Annotated in this window: 15 protein-coding genes and 1 pseudogene; 13 read left to right on the top strand and 3 right to left on the bottom strand. The window is 34.1% G+C overall.

The features are described from left to right. Positions 1–35 precede the first annotated feature (35 nt). The 7 genes from JFU23_RS02155 (at position 36) to JFU23_RS02125 (ending at position 4,806) form a co-directional block, all read left to right on the top strand. Complete coding sequence (locus JFU23_RS02155; protein ID WP_201031233.1) at positions 36–821, top strand: class I SAM-dependent methyltransferase; 786 nt, start codon at positions 36–38, stop codon at positions 819–821. A 69-nt stretch (positions 822–890) separates the two neighbouring features. Then, positions 891–1,079: a DUF3970 family protein gene (locus tag JFU23_RS02150; RefSeq protein ID WP_002065918.1), complete on the top strand. Its 189-nt coding sequence runs from the start codon at positions 891–893 to the stop codon at positions 1,077–1,079. Between the two features lie 77 nt (positions 1,080–1,156). Beyond that, positions 1,157–2,122, top strand: coding sequence for a nucleoside hydrolase (locus JFU23_RS02145; protein ID WP_002013369.1), 966 nt, complete (start codon positions 1,157–1,159; stop codon positions 2,120–2,122). A 124-nt stretch (positions 2,123–2,246) separates the two neighbouring features. Then, positions 2,247–2,489: a GlsB/YeaQ/YmgE family stress response membrane protein gene (locus JFU23_RS02140; protein ID WP_002013368.1), complete on the top strand. Its 243-nt coding sequence runs from the start codon at positions 2,247–2,249 to the stop codon at positions 2,487–2,489. Between the two features lie 92 nt (positions 2,490–2,581). Next, positions 2,582–2,977 carry a hypothetical protein gene (locus tag JFU23_RS02135; RefSeq protein ID WP_002084959.1) on the top strand — a complete coding sequence of 132 codons (396 nt, stop codon included), beginning with the start codon at positions 2,582–2,584 and terminating at the stop codon, positions 2,975–2,977. Between the two features lie 254 nt (positions 2,978–3,231). Next, complete coding sequence (locus JFU23_RS02130; protein WP_201031232.1) at positions 3,232–4,077, top strand: DUF5700 domain-containing putative Zn-dependent protease; 846 nt, start codon at positions 3,232–3,234, stop codon at positions 4,075–4,077. 24 nt (positions 4,078–4,101) lie between these two features. Then, positions 4,102–4,806 (top strand): YjgB family protein, encoded by a 705-nt coding sequence (locus tag JFU23_RS02125; RefSeq protein ID WP_113769294.1) that lies wholly within the window; start codon positions 4,102–4,104, stop codon positions 4,804–4,806. Positions 4,807–4,820: 14 nt separating this feature from the next. Here the strand turns inward: JFU23_RS02125 and JFU23_RS02120 are convergent, their stop codons facing one another. After that, on the bottom strand, positions 4,821–6,026 hold the full coding sequence (locus JFU23_RS02120; RefSeq protein ID WP_078176546.1) for an MDR family MFS transporter: 1,206 nt from the start codon (positions 6,024–6,026) through the stop codon (positions 4,821–4,823). 62 nt (positions 6,027–6,088) lie between these two features. Between JFU23_RS02120 and JFU23_RS02115 the strand changes: the two are divergent. From JFU23_RS02115 to JFU23_RS02095, 5 genes and pseudogenes are all read left to right on the top strand, one after another. Continuing rightward, positions 6,089–7,859 (top strand): annotated as a pseudogene (locus tag JFU23_RS02115) (ABC transporter substrate-binding protein). A 158-nt stretch (positions 7,860–8,017) separates the two neighbouring features. Next, positions 8,018–8,641, top strand: coding sequence for a YhbD family protein (locus JFU23_RS02110; protein WP_201031231.1), 624 nt, complete (start codon positions 8,018–8,020; stop codon positions 8,639–8,641). A gap of 13 nt (positions 8,642–8,654) precedes the next feature. Beyond that, positions 8,655–9,365, top strand: coding sequence for a bactofilin family protein (locus tag JFU23_RS02105; protein ID WP_201031230.1), 711 nt, complete (start codon positions 8,655–8,657; stop codon positions 9,363–9,365). A 25-nt stretch (positions 9,366–9,390) separates the two neighbouring features. Then, entirely contained in the window at positions 9,391–10,098 is a 708-nt protein-coding gene (locus JFU23_RS02100; RefSeq protein WP_201031229.1) for a polymer-forming cytoskeletal protein, read from the top strand. A 23-nt stretch (positions 10,099–10,121) separates the two neighbouring features. Then, positions 10,122–11,657 (top strand): MDR family MFS transporter, encoded by a 1,536-nt coding sequence (locus JFU23_RS02095; protein WP_012261118.1) that lies wholly within the window; start codon positions 10,122–10,124, stop codon positions 11,655–11,657. Between the two features lie 54 nt (positions 11,658–11,711). Here JFU23_RS02095 and JFU23_RS02090 read toward each other — a convergent pair whose 3' ends face one another. After that, positions 11,712–12,032, bottom strand: coding sequence for a hypothetical protein (locus JFU23_RS02090; protein WP_201031228.1), 321 nt, complete (start codon positions 12,030–12,032; stop codon positions 11,712–11,714). 255 nt (positions 12,033–12,287) lie between these two features. Here JFU23_RS02090 and JFU23_RS02085 point away from each other — a divergent pair, with 255 nt between their 5' ends. After that, the gene (locus JFU23_RS02085; RefSeq protein ID WP_098168353.1) at positions 12,288–13,067 is read left to right on the top strand and encodes a BC_2878 family exosporium-associated protein; all 780 of its coding nucleotides are present in this window, start codon (positions 12,288–12,290) and stop codon (positions 13,065–13,067) included. 286 nt (positions 13,068–13,353) lie between these two features. Here the strand turns inward: JFU23_RS02085 and ycaC are convergent, their stop codons facing one another. Continuing rightward, entirely contained in the window at positions 13,354–13,989 is a 636-nt protein-coding gene (gene ycaC / locus JFU23_RS02080) for an isochorismate family cysteine hydrolase YcaC (protein ID WP_002185634.1), read from the bottom strand. Positions 13,990–14,284: the final 295 nt, after the last annotated feature.

Here is a 14,284-nt window from a genome sequence, read left to right as displayed (position 1 = left end):
TAAATATAATACTTTATAGAAAGAAGATGATAAAAATGAGTAAAGAAGAACTTGTGAAACAACAATTTGGTAGTAATGCAGAGAAGTATGTAAAAAGTAAAATTCATGCAAAAGGACTGGATTTACAATATGTAGTTAAGCAAGTTGAAACTCGTCATAATACTCGTCTTCTTGATATTGCTACTGGTGGTGGACATGTTGCTAATTTGTTAGCCCCAATGTTCAAAGAGGTAGTCGCTCTTGATTTAACAGAAAAAATGTTAGAAAAAGCAAAAGGTTTTATAGAAGGGAACGGACATGAAAATGTATCATTTGTAGCAGGACATGCAGAAAGGTTACCATTTGCTGATGAATCCTTTGATACAATTACATGCCGAATTGCAGCACATCACTTTGTTGATCCTTTGCAATTTATTTTTGAAGTAAATCGAACGTTAGAAGATAATGGGTTATTTATATTAATTGATAACGTTTCACCAGAAAATAATGAGTTTGATACATTTTATAACTTTATCGAAAAGAAGAGAGATCCAAGCCATGAGCGAGCTTTGAAAAAAACAGAATGGATTACTTTATTAGAAAAACATGGTTTACAAATGCAGTCATGTCATACTTTTGACAAGAAGTTCGATTTTGATTGGTGGTGCGATATGATGGATGTTCCTATGCAAAAACGTGTAAAGTTAACAGAGTGTATGATGAAAACATCAAATGAAATGCAAGAATTTTTCGAAATTCAATTTGAAAACAATAAAATAGAATCGTTTTATACTGAAATGGCACTGTTCGTATGTAAAAAAAGTTCAACATTAAAAAGATAAATTTCTTGCAGTCTTTCTGATGTACGATATACTTAGTACAGAGAAAATGAGAATTGAGGAATAGTAATAATGATTCGTGTACGTATTGAGGGAACTGAGGAAGAGATGCTTGAATTTTTAGAGAAAATGCCTGACATTCCTGGGTTTGAAAAAACACATATGAGAGAACCGAGAAAAGGGAATAATCCGAAATATGATTCAAGCAAAAGTATACTAGCATATTTATCTTATAAAAAGATTGAAGTCGCCAATAAATAGGCGGCTTTTTTTATTATCTCTGTTTCACCGCCTTGTCTTTTTCGCATAATAATGATAGTAGATTATGCTGGAGAGGGGTGAGGAAAGTTAATAAAAAAATAATCTTTTTCGGAGATTTTGGTATTGATGATGCAGTGACGTTAATTTATGCGAATAAAACATGCAAATTAGATATTATAGGTATCGTTGCAGAGTATGGAAATGTATCAAGAGAAATTGTTACGGAAAATGTTTATTTTTTAGAAAGATACTATGCTACAAAAGTAAAGATTATCGAAGGTGCCAGTAGACCGATGACAGCTGAAGAACCTTTGTTTTTCCCTGAAATTCATGGGGATCACGGTTTAGGTCCAATTATTCCACCGAAAATGAGAATTTGTGACAGAGAAAATTTTTGTGAATTGATTAAATTAATTGAGCCTTGTCCAGAAGATATTATTATAGTGGCGACGGGACGATTAACAACACTTGCAACATTATTTTTATTGTACCCCAATTTAATGAATCGAGTATGTTCTTATTATATAATGGGCGGTGCTTTTCTATTTCCGGGAAACGTTACACCTGTATCAGAAGCTAATTTTTACGGCGATCCAATTGCCGCGAATATCGTTATGAAATATGCGCAGAATGCTACAATATATCCGTTAAATGTAACGCAGCGTGCTCTTATTACCCCTGAAATGGTCGATATTATTGATAAAGAAGGAACAGGGCAGGCGAAACTCATAAAGCCAATGATCGATTTTTATTACGAGAACTTTTACAAAAAAGAATATCCAGGTATTGCTGGGAGTCCGATTCACGATTTACTTCCGTTCATTTCATTTATAAATGATGATATTTTTGAATATAAAAAATCAGCAGTTTGGATTAGTACGACGAATGATGTAACGAGAGGTCAAAGTGTTGCAGATTTTAGAAAAATAGCTGAGCCAACGACGTTTGATAATCGTCCTATACAAAAAATTGCCGTTGAATTTAATTATCAAGCGTTTAAAGACGAATTTATGAGAACAATATTGAAGCCAGATTGTCCTTAAAAGGGTGAGCAGATTTGAATGATTTTCATAAGACGAATAACTTACGAAAAATGTAACATAACTAATGGTAAGCAATTGTTTCTGATTATAATTTTTATTGGTCAATTATAAAGGAGGAAATGATATGATTTGGTCTTTAATCGTTGGTGGTATATTAGGATGGTTTGCAAGTTTAATTACTGGGAAGGATGTACCTGGCGGTGTAATCGGTAATATTATTGCAGGTATTGTCGGTTCTTGGCTTGGTACAGCGTTACTTGGTAAATTCGGACCTGTTATAGGCGGATATGCGATTGTTCCGGCTTTAATAGGCGCGATTGTTTTGATTTTCATCGTAAGCTTTATATTCCGTGCAATGCGGAAATGAATACAGGGGACTGTTTACATTTGTAAGCAGTCCCTTTGTATTATGTTGTCTAATCTGTTATGCTACTGTTATACAATCAGGAGGTGTCAGCATTGAAATCATTTACAGTAAATTTTCATCAAGAGGATAATGCAAAGGCAACAACAGTACATAAATTAAGTGAAGAGGACTTCGAGAAAGCAACAGAAAAAGGTACTCGTCATCTATTTGATTTAGATACAAACGTTGGTTTCTTCGTATTCTTTGATGCTGAAGATACAGAAGGAAACGAGCAATACTTAATGTTACAATATGAAGGAGATCATGAAGAACCAAGTGCTTGCTACGGATTTGATTTGAAATTGTTCTATCAATTTTTAGCACTATACTTAAATGATCTTGAATTCCAAGGTGAGACAAATGAAGAAGAGGAAGAAAATGGTCCAATTCATCATTTAGCGCACTTACTTTACCATATCGTTGAAGACGGTAAATCTATCGAAGTATAAAAATACATAATTGAGGCTGTCCTTTAATAGGACAGCCTTTTTAATTATATAAATAGTTAATCTTAATGAATTTCTGATCATGACAAATGATTTGAATAAGATTCAGAAGGAACAAAACATTAAACCAGCAGAGAATGAGTATTCACTTTCTGCTGGTTTTTTGCATTTAAAGGAGATTTTGTAGCAGTTTAATTCAAGTTACAAAAAGGATATAGCGAGTATGGAGAGAAGGTGTATACAAGGAGATGAATAAGATGATTAACAATACAATTCCAAGCTTTTTGAAGCTTTTGGAAAGCGATGATATAGGATTACATGACTTGGACAAATATTATGATATGTATCCAGAAGCATTTGAAGAGTATTTTAATTATCATTGTTCTAAGACGGAAGAACGTCTTTCTAGTGCAATTAAAAAATATCCTGAAAAACTAAAAGACATCCGTATTATTTCGGAAACTTTACCCTCTATTATTCAAGAAATTAGTGAGGAGTATCACATTCAATTTGGTTTTAATATAGATTTGACTTTTCATCTATTTGTAGGTGGGTTTGGCTCCAATGCATTTGTAGAAAGAGATATTATTGGGGATATATTTCTTTCGGCAGAAAAATTATCTCCTGAAAGGGAGCATCTTCGTGTTATTGTTGCTCATGAAATTGGTCATATATATCATAATTTCGTATTGCAAGAGAGTGGAATGGATTGGACTAAAGCACAATGGACTGATGCAGCGGTTAGTTTATATCGTGAGGGAGTCGCGACATATTTATCGCAAAGAATAGCTAAAGGATTAAGTAAATCAGTCTATTATTCATATGATAATGATAGTGACGATTGGTTGTATTGCTATGAAGAACATAAAGATCATATTAAGAAACATTTTTTACAAGATTATGTTAAAGGGTGGACAGATGAAAAAGAGAAAGAATGGTTCCGTTTATCAGGAGGGACTTATTTCGGATGCAACCGACTCGGTTATTTTTTAGGAACATCGTATATGGAGTATATTGTGAATACTTTCGGGGAAAGTGAAGCACTTACTTTTTGGACTAAAAATAATTTAAAGAGTAGTGTAATGGAATGGTTACAAAAGTGAATATGTTGAAGAGGGAGGCTGAAAATGATGAAAGTATATATGAAAGTACTTATATTTTTTCTAACTTTAACGTGTGTAGCGGCTTTAACCGCATGTACTAACGCTGAGGAAAAGAAGCAAACTAATTCAACATCAGAAAATAGTACGGAAAAAAAGAGTGATACGTCAGAAACGGGTAAAAAGAATGAAGAGACTGCTCCCAAAAAAGAGAAAGAACCTGTGGAAAAACCAAAAGGTCATGATTCGGTAAAACCTTCAACGGAGTCTAATACGAAAAATACAGTGCTTAATCAAAAATCAATTAACCATGTAAAAGATTTATTTGAGCAAGCGAAAGAAGGTAAAGTACCTAACGTACCATATGCAGCACATACAGGTGACATCGAGGAAATAGAAAAAGAGTGGGGAAAAGCAGATAAAACTGATCAAGCAGGCAACGGGATGTATGCAACTTTTACAAGTAAAAATGTAGCATTTGGCTTTAACAAAGGATCTCAAGTCTTTGACGTTCGCTCATATCATTCAGAACTCAAATCGATTACGTTGCAAGAAATCGAAAAGGCTTTAGGAAAACCAGCGTCTGTTAAAGTAAATGGTAATGACAAAATATACGTTTATAAAGTAAATGACCAATTTGAATTGAAATTCGTTATTCCAAAGTCAACTGGTAAAGTACATCATATTTCTGTGTTCTCACCGGAGGATAGTATTAATAAAATGGCAGGTTAAATGAAGAGCTGTTCCTATAGGGACAGCTCTTTTGTTTTGTTTCTTTCTAACGATTGAACAAAAAAAGCTTGAATGATACCACCGATTATTAATAAGAAGGCGCAAATATAAAATAGAGTACTACCGTTTAATTTACTTAATAACAATGCACCTACAAAAGGCCCGAAAGTTCTTGAAATATCCCAATGTATACCGTATATAGAAAAATATAATCCGCGTCTATGACTTGGAGCGATTTGTGAAACGAATCGTAGTAAGTGATTCAAAGCTATACTTTGCCCAATTACTAAAAAGAGCAATGTGAAGAATAATGACCATATTGTTGTGGAATAACCGTAGCCAATCGCAGCTAACGTATAGCAAGTATAGGAAATAACAATGATTTTAGGCATAGAAAATCGTTCAGACCATTTCACAAGGAAAATTTGGAGCATAACTTCCATGATTGCTTTACAAGTTGAGATAAATACGAGTATGAATAAAAAATTTGGAAATACACTTTCGGCGAATATACGATAATTTGATTCGGTTTGAGCGTAGAAAAAACTAATCGGTAGTGTAGAAACCATAAGTCCAAACACAGCGTAATGCTTTGAAATAAATTGTTTTGGCGAATATACTTCTTTAGTTTTATTAACGCTTTGTCTGAGTGGGACCGTTTCAGGAAGCTGCGTCCAAACGAGAATAGCATATAGCGTAAGGGCTACACCTTGCAAAATAAATAAATACTCAGGGTGACTAGTATAGAAAAAGGCGCCGATTAATGGGCCAATTACAGAGCCGATTGCTCCCGTAGTATGCAGAACAGCAAATATTTCTGCCTGTTGTTCTTCCTTCGTTAAGTCAGCGATTTGTGCTCGCTGTGCCGGAATATATAAAGAGCGTCCAATACCATTTACTACATACAATAAGGCGAAAAAGGCGACCGATTCAGCAAAAACGAAGCCGCTTACGGCAAAAGCTTGTAAAAGTAATCCGAGTAACATTATTTTCTTTCGGCCGTATTTATCTGTTACACCCCCAGCGATTAATGTAAACACAATATCAGCGAGAGGCTGTAATCCGAAAAGAAGCATTGTAACGATGACATTACCATTTAACGCTTTATTAACATGAACGATAAAAATGATAGCTAACATCGCTTCAGTCGTTCGGACTAACAATTCACCGAACAATCGAATGAGAATAGGCTTATTATAACGTTTTAAAAGATACTTCATTTTTATTTCCTCCTTTCTATATTGAAATGATAAGATGGAAGCCAGAAATGAAAAAGGGTAGAATGAAAGAGGAAGATTTTTCATCTTTTAGGGGGCGTTTTATGATTATTTTGGAGCAATATATGCACCTGTGGCTCCAGTATGGAAATGGGAGAGCAGAGGGAGAACAATTAGAAATAACTATACAAAATATATCTGAAACATTATTTTGTACAGAGCGAAATAGTAAATTAATCATAAAAAAATTAGAAGAATTTAATTGGATTATGTGGTTTCCAGGCCGAGGGAGAGGAAATCGTTCAAAGTTGTTATTTCAAAAACATCCACTTTCTTTAATTTTAGAAAGAGGAAAAGAAATAACGAAACAAGGGGACGTAAAAAGTGGAAGTGCATTTATTGAAAGATATAGCTCGTATTTTCCATCACTTCAAACGCAATTTCAAACGTGGATTGATTCGATATTCGGTTATCAAGTCGAAAGGACATCTAAAGGGAGAAGAGATGTGCTACGTTTGCAAGTCCAAATGAATCTAGATATTGCATTAGATCCTGTATACGCTACGATGCGTTCGGAATGTCATATGGTAAAGCATATATACGACACGTTAGTGTATATAGACGGAAATACAAACAGTGTAGAGCCAAGACTTGCGTTTTATTGGGAATATGATGACCAGAAATATATATGGACCTTCTACTTACGAAAAGGTGTTCAGTTTCATAACAGGAAAGAATTTATTGCTTATGACGTTGTACATACATTTAAACGATTCTTGAAAGAGAAAAATAACCCGCATGCTTGGATGTTACAGCACATTGAAAGTTTACATATTCTTGATGACTACATTGTGCAGATTCGTTTATCTACAGATAATAAGTTGTTTTTACATGCTTTAAGTACAGAACAGTGTTCTATTGTAAATGAAGATGGAGATGGAAGGTTAATCGGTACTGGACCGTTTCGATTATGTGAAAAGAATGAGGATGTATTCGTATTAGAAGCAAATGATTTATATTTTCGCGAGCGAACATTTCTCGATCGAATTGAATTATGGAATGTAGAGCACAGCGTAAATACGTGCGATATTTTAGCGAAAGCACACTATAACAATATAGAAAAGCATCATAAAGAACTAACTAGACTTGAGTCGAATGTAACATACATTAAATACCGCAAAAGAAGGACCTATGCAAAACACGATGTTTCGGAAAGCTCTACATAAAATCATTCATAGCAATGCGCTTATCGAGGAATTGCAAGGAGCGCGCGGAGAAATAGCAGAAGAATTGCTTCTAACAAAGGGTGGCACTATACATATAAATGAGGACATATATACGCTTATTAAAGAGAGCTCTTACCGTAATGAAACACTGCGACTATATACATTTACAGAACAAGATCATGTTGAAGATTCATATTGGATACAAAAAGAGTGTGCGAAGTATGGCGTCACTATTGAAGTCGTTTTTCTTGAAACAAAAGAGTTATTGCAAGCAAGTACGATACAAAAGGCTGATATAATACATGATAGTGCGACAATTAGTGAACGGATAGAAGATAGTTTACTATATATGTTTCTTACAAAAAACAGCTTTATTCATCAGCATAGCAATATAAAATTTAACGAAGTATTGCAGTCTTATTTTATAGAGAATCAATTAGAGAAACGGATGACACTGTTACACGATATTGAAGACACATTGTTACGTCAAATTCATATTATTCCTTTATATCGTAACAAACAGCAAGTAAGTTCGCACGAAAAAGTGCAAAATATAATGATTAATCCACAAGGTTGGATTGATTTTTATCAAATATGGTTTAAGGCTTGATATATAAAGGTTTTTATGCATTTTTGTAAGATGTGTAAGAACCTTTTTTGTATGGAAATGAAGTTTGTTTTGCACATTGTTACGCTACATGTTATAAAAGTCCATTTACAGCGTAACAGTGTTATGTTACATTGTTATTAGGAAGGAGTGATATACAGTTGATTACAGATTTAATTTCAAAAAAAGATTTATTAGAGTTAACTGGTATTTCATACGGACAGTTATATAGGTGGAAGAGAAAAAATTTAATACCGGAAGATTGGTTTGTACGGAAGTCAACGTTCACAGGTCAGGAAACATTTTTTCCGAAAGAAAAGATATTAGAGCGCATTGATAAAATTCAAACGATGAAAGAGGATCTATCGCTTGATGAATTGGCAAATATGTTTTCACCAAGCGTAACAGAGATTCTTTTAGCAAAGGAAGATCTCATTCGTAAAGAAATTACATCAGAACCTGTTTTACAATTTTTCATGGAGCAAACGAACAAAACGGAAGATTTTCAATTTGCAGAGATTCTTTATGTATACGTGTTAGAAGAACTTCTTCAATCAGGAGACGTGAGTTTAGAAGAAGGGAAAATGGTTTTACAAGTTTTACGTGAAAATTATGAAGCGATTAAACATAAAAATTGTGACTTAGTTATTATTCGGAAGTTAGGGATTTCTACATGCTTCTTAGTATCAAGCGTTGAGGATTTAATTTTTGAAAAGGGAACAAAGATTGTTTTACGTGTAGCAATTATGAAATTTACCGAAGCATTAAAAACTAAACTGTTGTAGTGGAGGAGAAATAATGCGTACAGAAAATTTAATTATAAACGGATATGGTTCATCAAACGGTGGAGAGTTTCATAAAGTGCAACTAAATGGAAAAGGAACTGTTAATGGAAACGTTGAGTGCGACCAATTTGAATGTAATGGTTACGGAATTGTTACTGGTGATTTGAAAAGTAGCGATGCGAGAATTAGCGGATCAGGTAAAGTTGAGGGTACAGTTAGTGCAGAAATGATGCGAATCGATGGGAAAGGGACAATTACACAAGATGTAAAGGCGACCACTTTAAAAATTGCAGGAAAAGGGACGATAGGTGGTAATGTCACCGGTGAAGAATTTAAAATCAATGGTCAAGCGACGATTGATGGTAATTGCGAGGTTGATGTTTTTTCTTCTGAAGGACAATTTACAGTTGGTGGATTATTAAGCGCAGATGAAATTAATATAAATATTCATGGTACATGTAGAGCGAAAGAAATTGGTGGCCAAACCATTAAAGTAAAACATAGATTGAGTGCTTTTAGTAGACTATTTAAAACAGTATTTGGCTTACAGTTAGAAGCTGAACTGCTAGAAGGTGACAATATCGATATTGATTATGCTCACATTAAAACAGTAAGGGGAAACAATGTTACTGTAGGGCCGAACTGTGAGATTGAACTAATTGAATATACTGGGGTTCTTACTGTTGATAAAAGCGCAAATGTAAAAGAAATTAAGCAAGTTTAAGTTTAAAAGGGAGAGAGGAATCGGTATGGAAAATCAACATAGTCTTACTGTAAATGGATCAGGTAGCTCAGCAGGTGGAGATTATAACAAAGTAAAGATACGCGGCGAAGGAACAATTTCTAATCATATGAGTTGTAATGATTTTAAAACGTATGGTACGAGTGAAGTACGTGGCAATATGAAAGCGAAAAATTATGTCGTGTATGGAGATAGTGAAGTACAGGGGAATATGGAGGCGGAATATGTAAAAGTATATGGCAATGCCCAAGTACAAGGCGACGGAAAAATTAATAAAACAAAAGTTAGAGGTATGATAGAGTTTAAAGGGAAGCTATCCGGTGATTTCGTAGATGTGAAAGGCGCTTTAAATGTAAAGGGAGATATAGAAGTAGAGGAATTATTACTAACTGGTGGTCTTGAAAGTGATGGTTTGCTTAATGCTGAAAATATTGAAATCTCACTTCGTTATGAAGGAAGTAAAGTGAGAGAAATCGGTGGGAAAAAGATTACAGTACGTAAAAAAGCGAGAGTTATTCCTTTTACAAGTCATGCAGGAAGCCTTCAAACATCAATTATTGAAGGGGATGATATTTATTTAGAACATACAATAGCAGACGTAGTAAGAGGAAATCATGTTATAATTGGCCCTGGCTGTGAAATTAGTGTAGTAGAATATCATACTAGTTTTAATCAGAAAGGTAATGCAGTCGTAAAAGAGCATAAACAAATATAAGTAGTATGAGGGAGAGCAAGGTTATGGTTGAGAAGAATAATAAGCTCGGTTTTGTTGTGGCGGGCTTATTGCTAGGAATTTTAATGGCATCAATGGATAATACCATTGTCGTAACAGCGATGGGAACAATCGTTGGTGATTTAGGAGGCCTTGAAAACTTTGTATGGGTCGTTTCTGCCTATATGGTCGCAGAAATGGCAGGTATGCCGATTTTCGGTAAACTATCAGATATGTATGGTAGAAAGAGATTCTTTATTTTCGGTTTAATCGTATTTATGATTGGTTCGGCACTTTGTGGAACTGCTGAAAATATTACACAGTTAGGTATTTATCGTGCCATTCAAGGTATTGGCGGCGGGGCACTAGTGCCAATCGCATTTACTATCGTTTTTGATATTTTCCCTCCAGAAAAGCGCGGGAAAATGGGTGGTTTATTCGGAGCAGTATTTGGTTTATCAAGTATTTTCGGGCCATTACTTGGCGCATATATTACGGATTATATTAGCTGGCACTGGGTGTTTTATATTAACTTACCACTTGGAATTTTAGCACTTATTTTTATTACATTATTTTATAAAGAGTCACGAGTTCATAGAGAACAAAAGATTGATTGGTTTGGCGCAATTACTTTAGTTGGTGCAGTAGTTTGTTTAATGTTCGCCTTAGAATTAGGCGGACAAAAGTATGATTGGGATTCTAGCTTTATTTTAAGTTTATTTGCTGGGTTCGCTATTTTAGTAATTGCTTTTATTGTTATTGAACGAAAAGTAGAAGAACCAATCATTTCATTTGAGATGTTTAAACAACGTCTATTCGGAATGAGTACAATTATTGCCTTATGTTACGGGGCGGCATTTATGTCAGCAACTGTGTACATTCCGTTATTTATTCAAGGTGTATACGGTGGTACGGCAACAAACTCAGGATTATTGTTATTACCAATGATGTTAGGATCAGTAGTTACAGCGCAGTTAGGTGGATTTTTAACATCGAAACTTAGCTACCGAAACATTATGATTATTTCTGCTGTAATTATGCTAATCGGATTATTCTTATTAAGTACATTAACGCCAGAAACAAGTCGTATATTATTAACAATTTATATGGTTATTATCGGTTTTGGAGTTGGTTTCTCATTCTCTGTACTAAGTATGGCTGCTATTCATAACTTCGGTATGGAGCAACGCGGTTCTGCGACTTCAACGAGTAACTTCATTCGTTCATTAGGTATGACACTTGGTATTACAATCTTCGGAATGATTCAAAGAACTGGTTTCCAGGATCAATTAGAAGAATCGTTTAAAGGTATGAGCGGGGGAATGAATACAAACGCTTTAGGAGATTCAAGAGCTATTCTATCAGAATCGGCAAGATCTCAAATTCCGCCGCAAATATTAGATAAAATTATTGAAGCTCTCTCTAGTTCAATCGTTCAGACATTTATGTGGGCGTTAGTCCCCGCAAGTTTAGCGTTCGTATTCGTTTTCTTTATGGGAAATGAGCGCATGGTATATAAAAAAGAACAAAACAAGGTGAAAAGTGAAACATCAAAAGCATAAAGAAAAAGCTCCTTTCAATTTTGAAAGGAGCTTTTTCTTATGTACGGAGTCGAATTAGCCTTCGATAATTTCGTATTCTTCGTCTGCTAATAATAAAATTTGTGTTTTCTTACCTTTGTTTTGAACTTCGATTACATCATATGTACCTAAGTCTCTTAGCTTGTTTTGAGAAGCGTTAACCATAACTTCCATAGAATCAATTAAGATATCTTCTTCAACGTATGATTCAGGCAATGCCATATCTTCAGTATCTAACACACATGTATATAGATTTTGTAAGTTTTCAGCAGTTGGGTTTTGTTCCTCAACATCAATGATGTTTTTTACTGCTTCCATATTTTCTTCTTTTACTTGATATACTTTAATTTTAGTCATTGTTTTAATCTCCTTTATTACGTAATCTTAGAGGCTGCATCTCATTATAACGCTTTTTCATTGAAAGATGAAATTGTTATATGTATTTATAGTAAAAATTATGTGTTATTACTTATTATTGGTGTAATTTCCATATTGATGTTAGGCGTAACTAATTATATCCTTACGTTAAAATTATATTGTCCAAGCTTTTCATATATCCCGCTCATACTATGTGTATTAGATAAAAACATATAGGGAAGGGATTGAATGTAAGTGGATTGCGAGCCGAAACGAAATTGTCAATGTTGTCAAAATAGTATATGTGAATTTTTGAAAAGTTTAGATCCTTATTCTAGGATTGAGAGTATCACAATAGACGGAAACGAAATAGTTGTATCATATTTCATTTCATTTAATGAGATAAAAGGTATAGTTTCATTTGCACAAGAAGACAATGAGGTAATATTTGTAGATTGTTCAAGGATTGATGCGATTCGAATAGGAAAAGTGTGTAGTTGTAAAGCGAAAGTTAAATTTATTGAAGAGGATTTTAGTCTCCTTGGAAATGTTTGTCCACAGTGTTTAACGGAGGGAAGTACACTCTTTTTCGATTTTTATAATTCTGAATTGAATTTATCTCTACAAGCAAAAACAATTGATGCGCCTAGATGTATTGAATTTACAGATGAACTTGGGAATGTAGTAAAGCAAATTACAATAGTAGGTGAAGCGATTGTTTCTAAAGATTTTGTTCAAGTGCCAGAACTACTAGATTTCCGATTGCTTTTATCGCATCCAGCTGGGGATCCTTTGAACTATGGATTGCTATTTATTAATTTCCCTGATGTTACTTTTATTATTATTTTAGTATCAAGCGGATACCTTTCCATTTCGAACTGTTTAAAAATAGAGAGTGGAACTGGCAATGCCGAAATAGAAGAGATGAAAAAAATGATAGTGGATGACAATAATACGTACAAGTCGATTATTAAGTTGACCAAAATATATAAAAATGGTGCGACGGAATCTTTTATTTCTAAGAAGGAGCTATAACGTACCTATTGATTAATCCTCTTAAAATATACGAGGCGGATTGTAGTAACGGAAGAAATCGCTTTGTTAGTATGGATGTTAGAAGTAAATAGGATGGCTAGTTGTACTAATAATTGCTATTTGTAATTTAAATATAGTGACGGAGGAACATACAATATTGGTAAAGCAATTAAGAAAAGGGCTATTAAAGCAGCCCTTTTCTTAATTATGTAAAATAGCTATTGGTAGTGTTTATTGAGTTTACATAGTTATTCAAAATTGATATCAAGTTTAATCAAGAATTAATTTATTTACTAAATTCTTTTTGAGCTCCCATATAGCTTCCGATGATATTTTGATAACTTGGAAGATGCTTAGCAAGTAAAGCTCCAAAGCCTTCAACATCATTTCGCCAGTCACGCTGTAATTCTGCTGCAACGCTAAACCAATTCATTAGCTGGACTCCTCCGTGAGCCATGCGCATAAGGGCAGCATCAGCAACTTGTTTACTAAAAGTTCCAGATGCATCCGTTACAACAAACACCTCATACCCTGCATTTATAGCAGATAGAGCTGGGAATGCAACACAAACATCAGTAACTACGCCGGCGATAATTAGCTGTTTTTTACCCGTTGCTTCAATAGCTTTTACAAATTCCTCATTATCCCACGCGTTAATTTGTCCAGGACGTGCTATTTTAGGCGCATTCGGAAATAGTTCAATTAATTCTTGCATAAGTGGACCGTTAGGACCATCTTCGAAGCTAGTCGTTAAAATAACCGGTAAATCAAAAAAATTAGCGGTATTAGCAAGCGCTAAAACATTGTTCTTGAACTCATCAACACCATAGTCACGCACTAGGCTGGAAATAAGGCCAGTTTGATGATCCACTAGAAGAACCGCGGCATCACTTTTTGAAAGACGAGAATACAAATCAGACATTTAATAATCCCCCTTAAAAAGTTTATTTATAAATCAATCTTACAGTTATTTATCTTGATTTGGTATACATGCAAAAATTTATCAATAAATAGGTTTCATTAGAATATTAAGATGCTTTTATTTTATGTTGAGGAATTACAAATTTTTCGTTTTGGTGAACAATGTATTTATTGAGTAAATAGTAATGTTTTTACCTGTAAATAGAAAATGAGATATGAGGATTAAAATGAATCTGAAAATAGCAATTCTTGATTGGAAAATCATTTCAATGTAATTAGATGTTATAATAAATTTG

The sequence above is a fragment of the Bacillus sp. TH50 genome, from assembly GCF_016650565.1.
Taxonomy (GTDB): Bacteria; Bacillota; Bacilli; order Bacillales; family Bacillaceae_G; genus Bacillus_A; species Bacillus_A mycoides.
The sequence above is the reverse complement of the archived record's forward strand: the minus strand, read 5'-3'. Positions and strand labels throughout refer to the sequence as shown.

What these genes read in the sequence shown, in the direction of transcription:
- JFU23_RS02100 (WP_201031229.1), top strand. Translation starts at nt 9,391, where the DNA reads ATGGAAAATCAACATAGTCTTACTGTAAATGGATCAGGTAGCTCAGCA.
- JFU23_RS02155 (WP_201031233.1), top strand. Translation starts at nt 36, where the DNA reads ATGAGTAAAGAAGAACTTGTGAAACAACAATTTGGTAGTAATGCAGAG.
- JFU23_RS02120 (WP_078176546.1), bottom strand. Translation starts at nt 6,026, where the DNA reads ATGAAGTATCTTTTAAAACGTTATAATAAGCCTATTCTCATTCGATTG.
- JFU23_RS02090 (WP_201031228.1), bottom strand. Translation starts at nt 12,032, where the DNA reads ATGACTAAAATTAAAGTATATCAAGTAAAAGAAGAAAATATGGAAGCA.
- JFU23_RS02150 (WP_002065918.1), top strand. Translation starts at nt 891, where the DNA reads ATGATTCGTGTACGTATTGAGGGAACTGAGGAAGAGATGCTTGAATTT.
- ycaC (WP_002185634.1), bottom strand. Translation starts at nt 13,989, where the DNA reads ATGTCTGATTTGTATTCTCGTCTTTCAAAAAGTGATGCCGCGGTTCTT.
- JFU23_RS02095 (WP_012261118.1), top strand. Translation starts at nt 10,122, where the DNA reads ATGGTTGAGAAGAATAATAAGCTCGGTTTTGTTGTGGCGGGCTTATTG.
- JFU23_RS02105 (WP_201031230.1), top strand. Translation starts at nt 8,655, where the DNA reads ATGCGTACAGAAAATTTAATTATAAACGGATATGGTTCATCAAACGGT.
- JFU23_RS02140 (WP_002013368.1), top strand. Translation starts at nt 2,247, where the DNA reads ATGATTTGGTCTTTAATCGTTGGTGGTATATTAGGATGGTTTGCAAGT.
- JFU23_RS02125 (WP_113769294.1), top strand. Translation starts at nt 4,102, where the DNA reads ATGATGAAAGTATATATGAAAGTACTTATATTTTTTCTAACTTTAACG.
- JFU23_RS02130 (WP_201031232.1), top strand. Translation starts at nt 3,232, where the DNA reads ATGATTAACAATACAATTCCAAGCTTTTTGAAGCTTTTGGAAAGCGAT.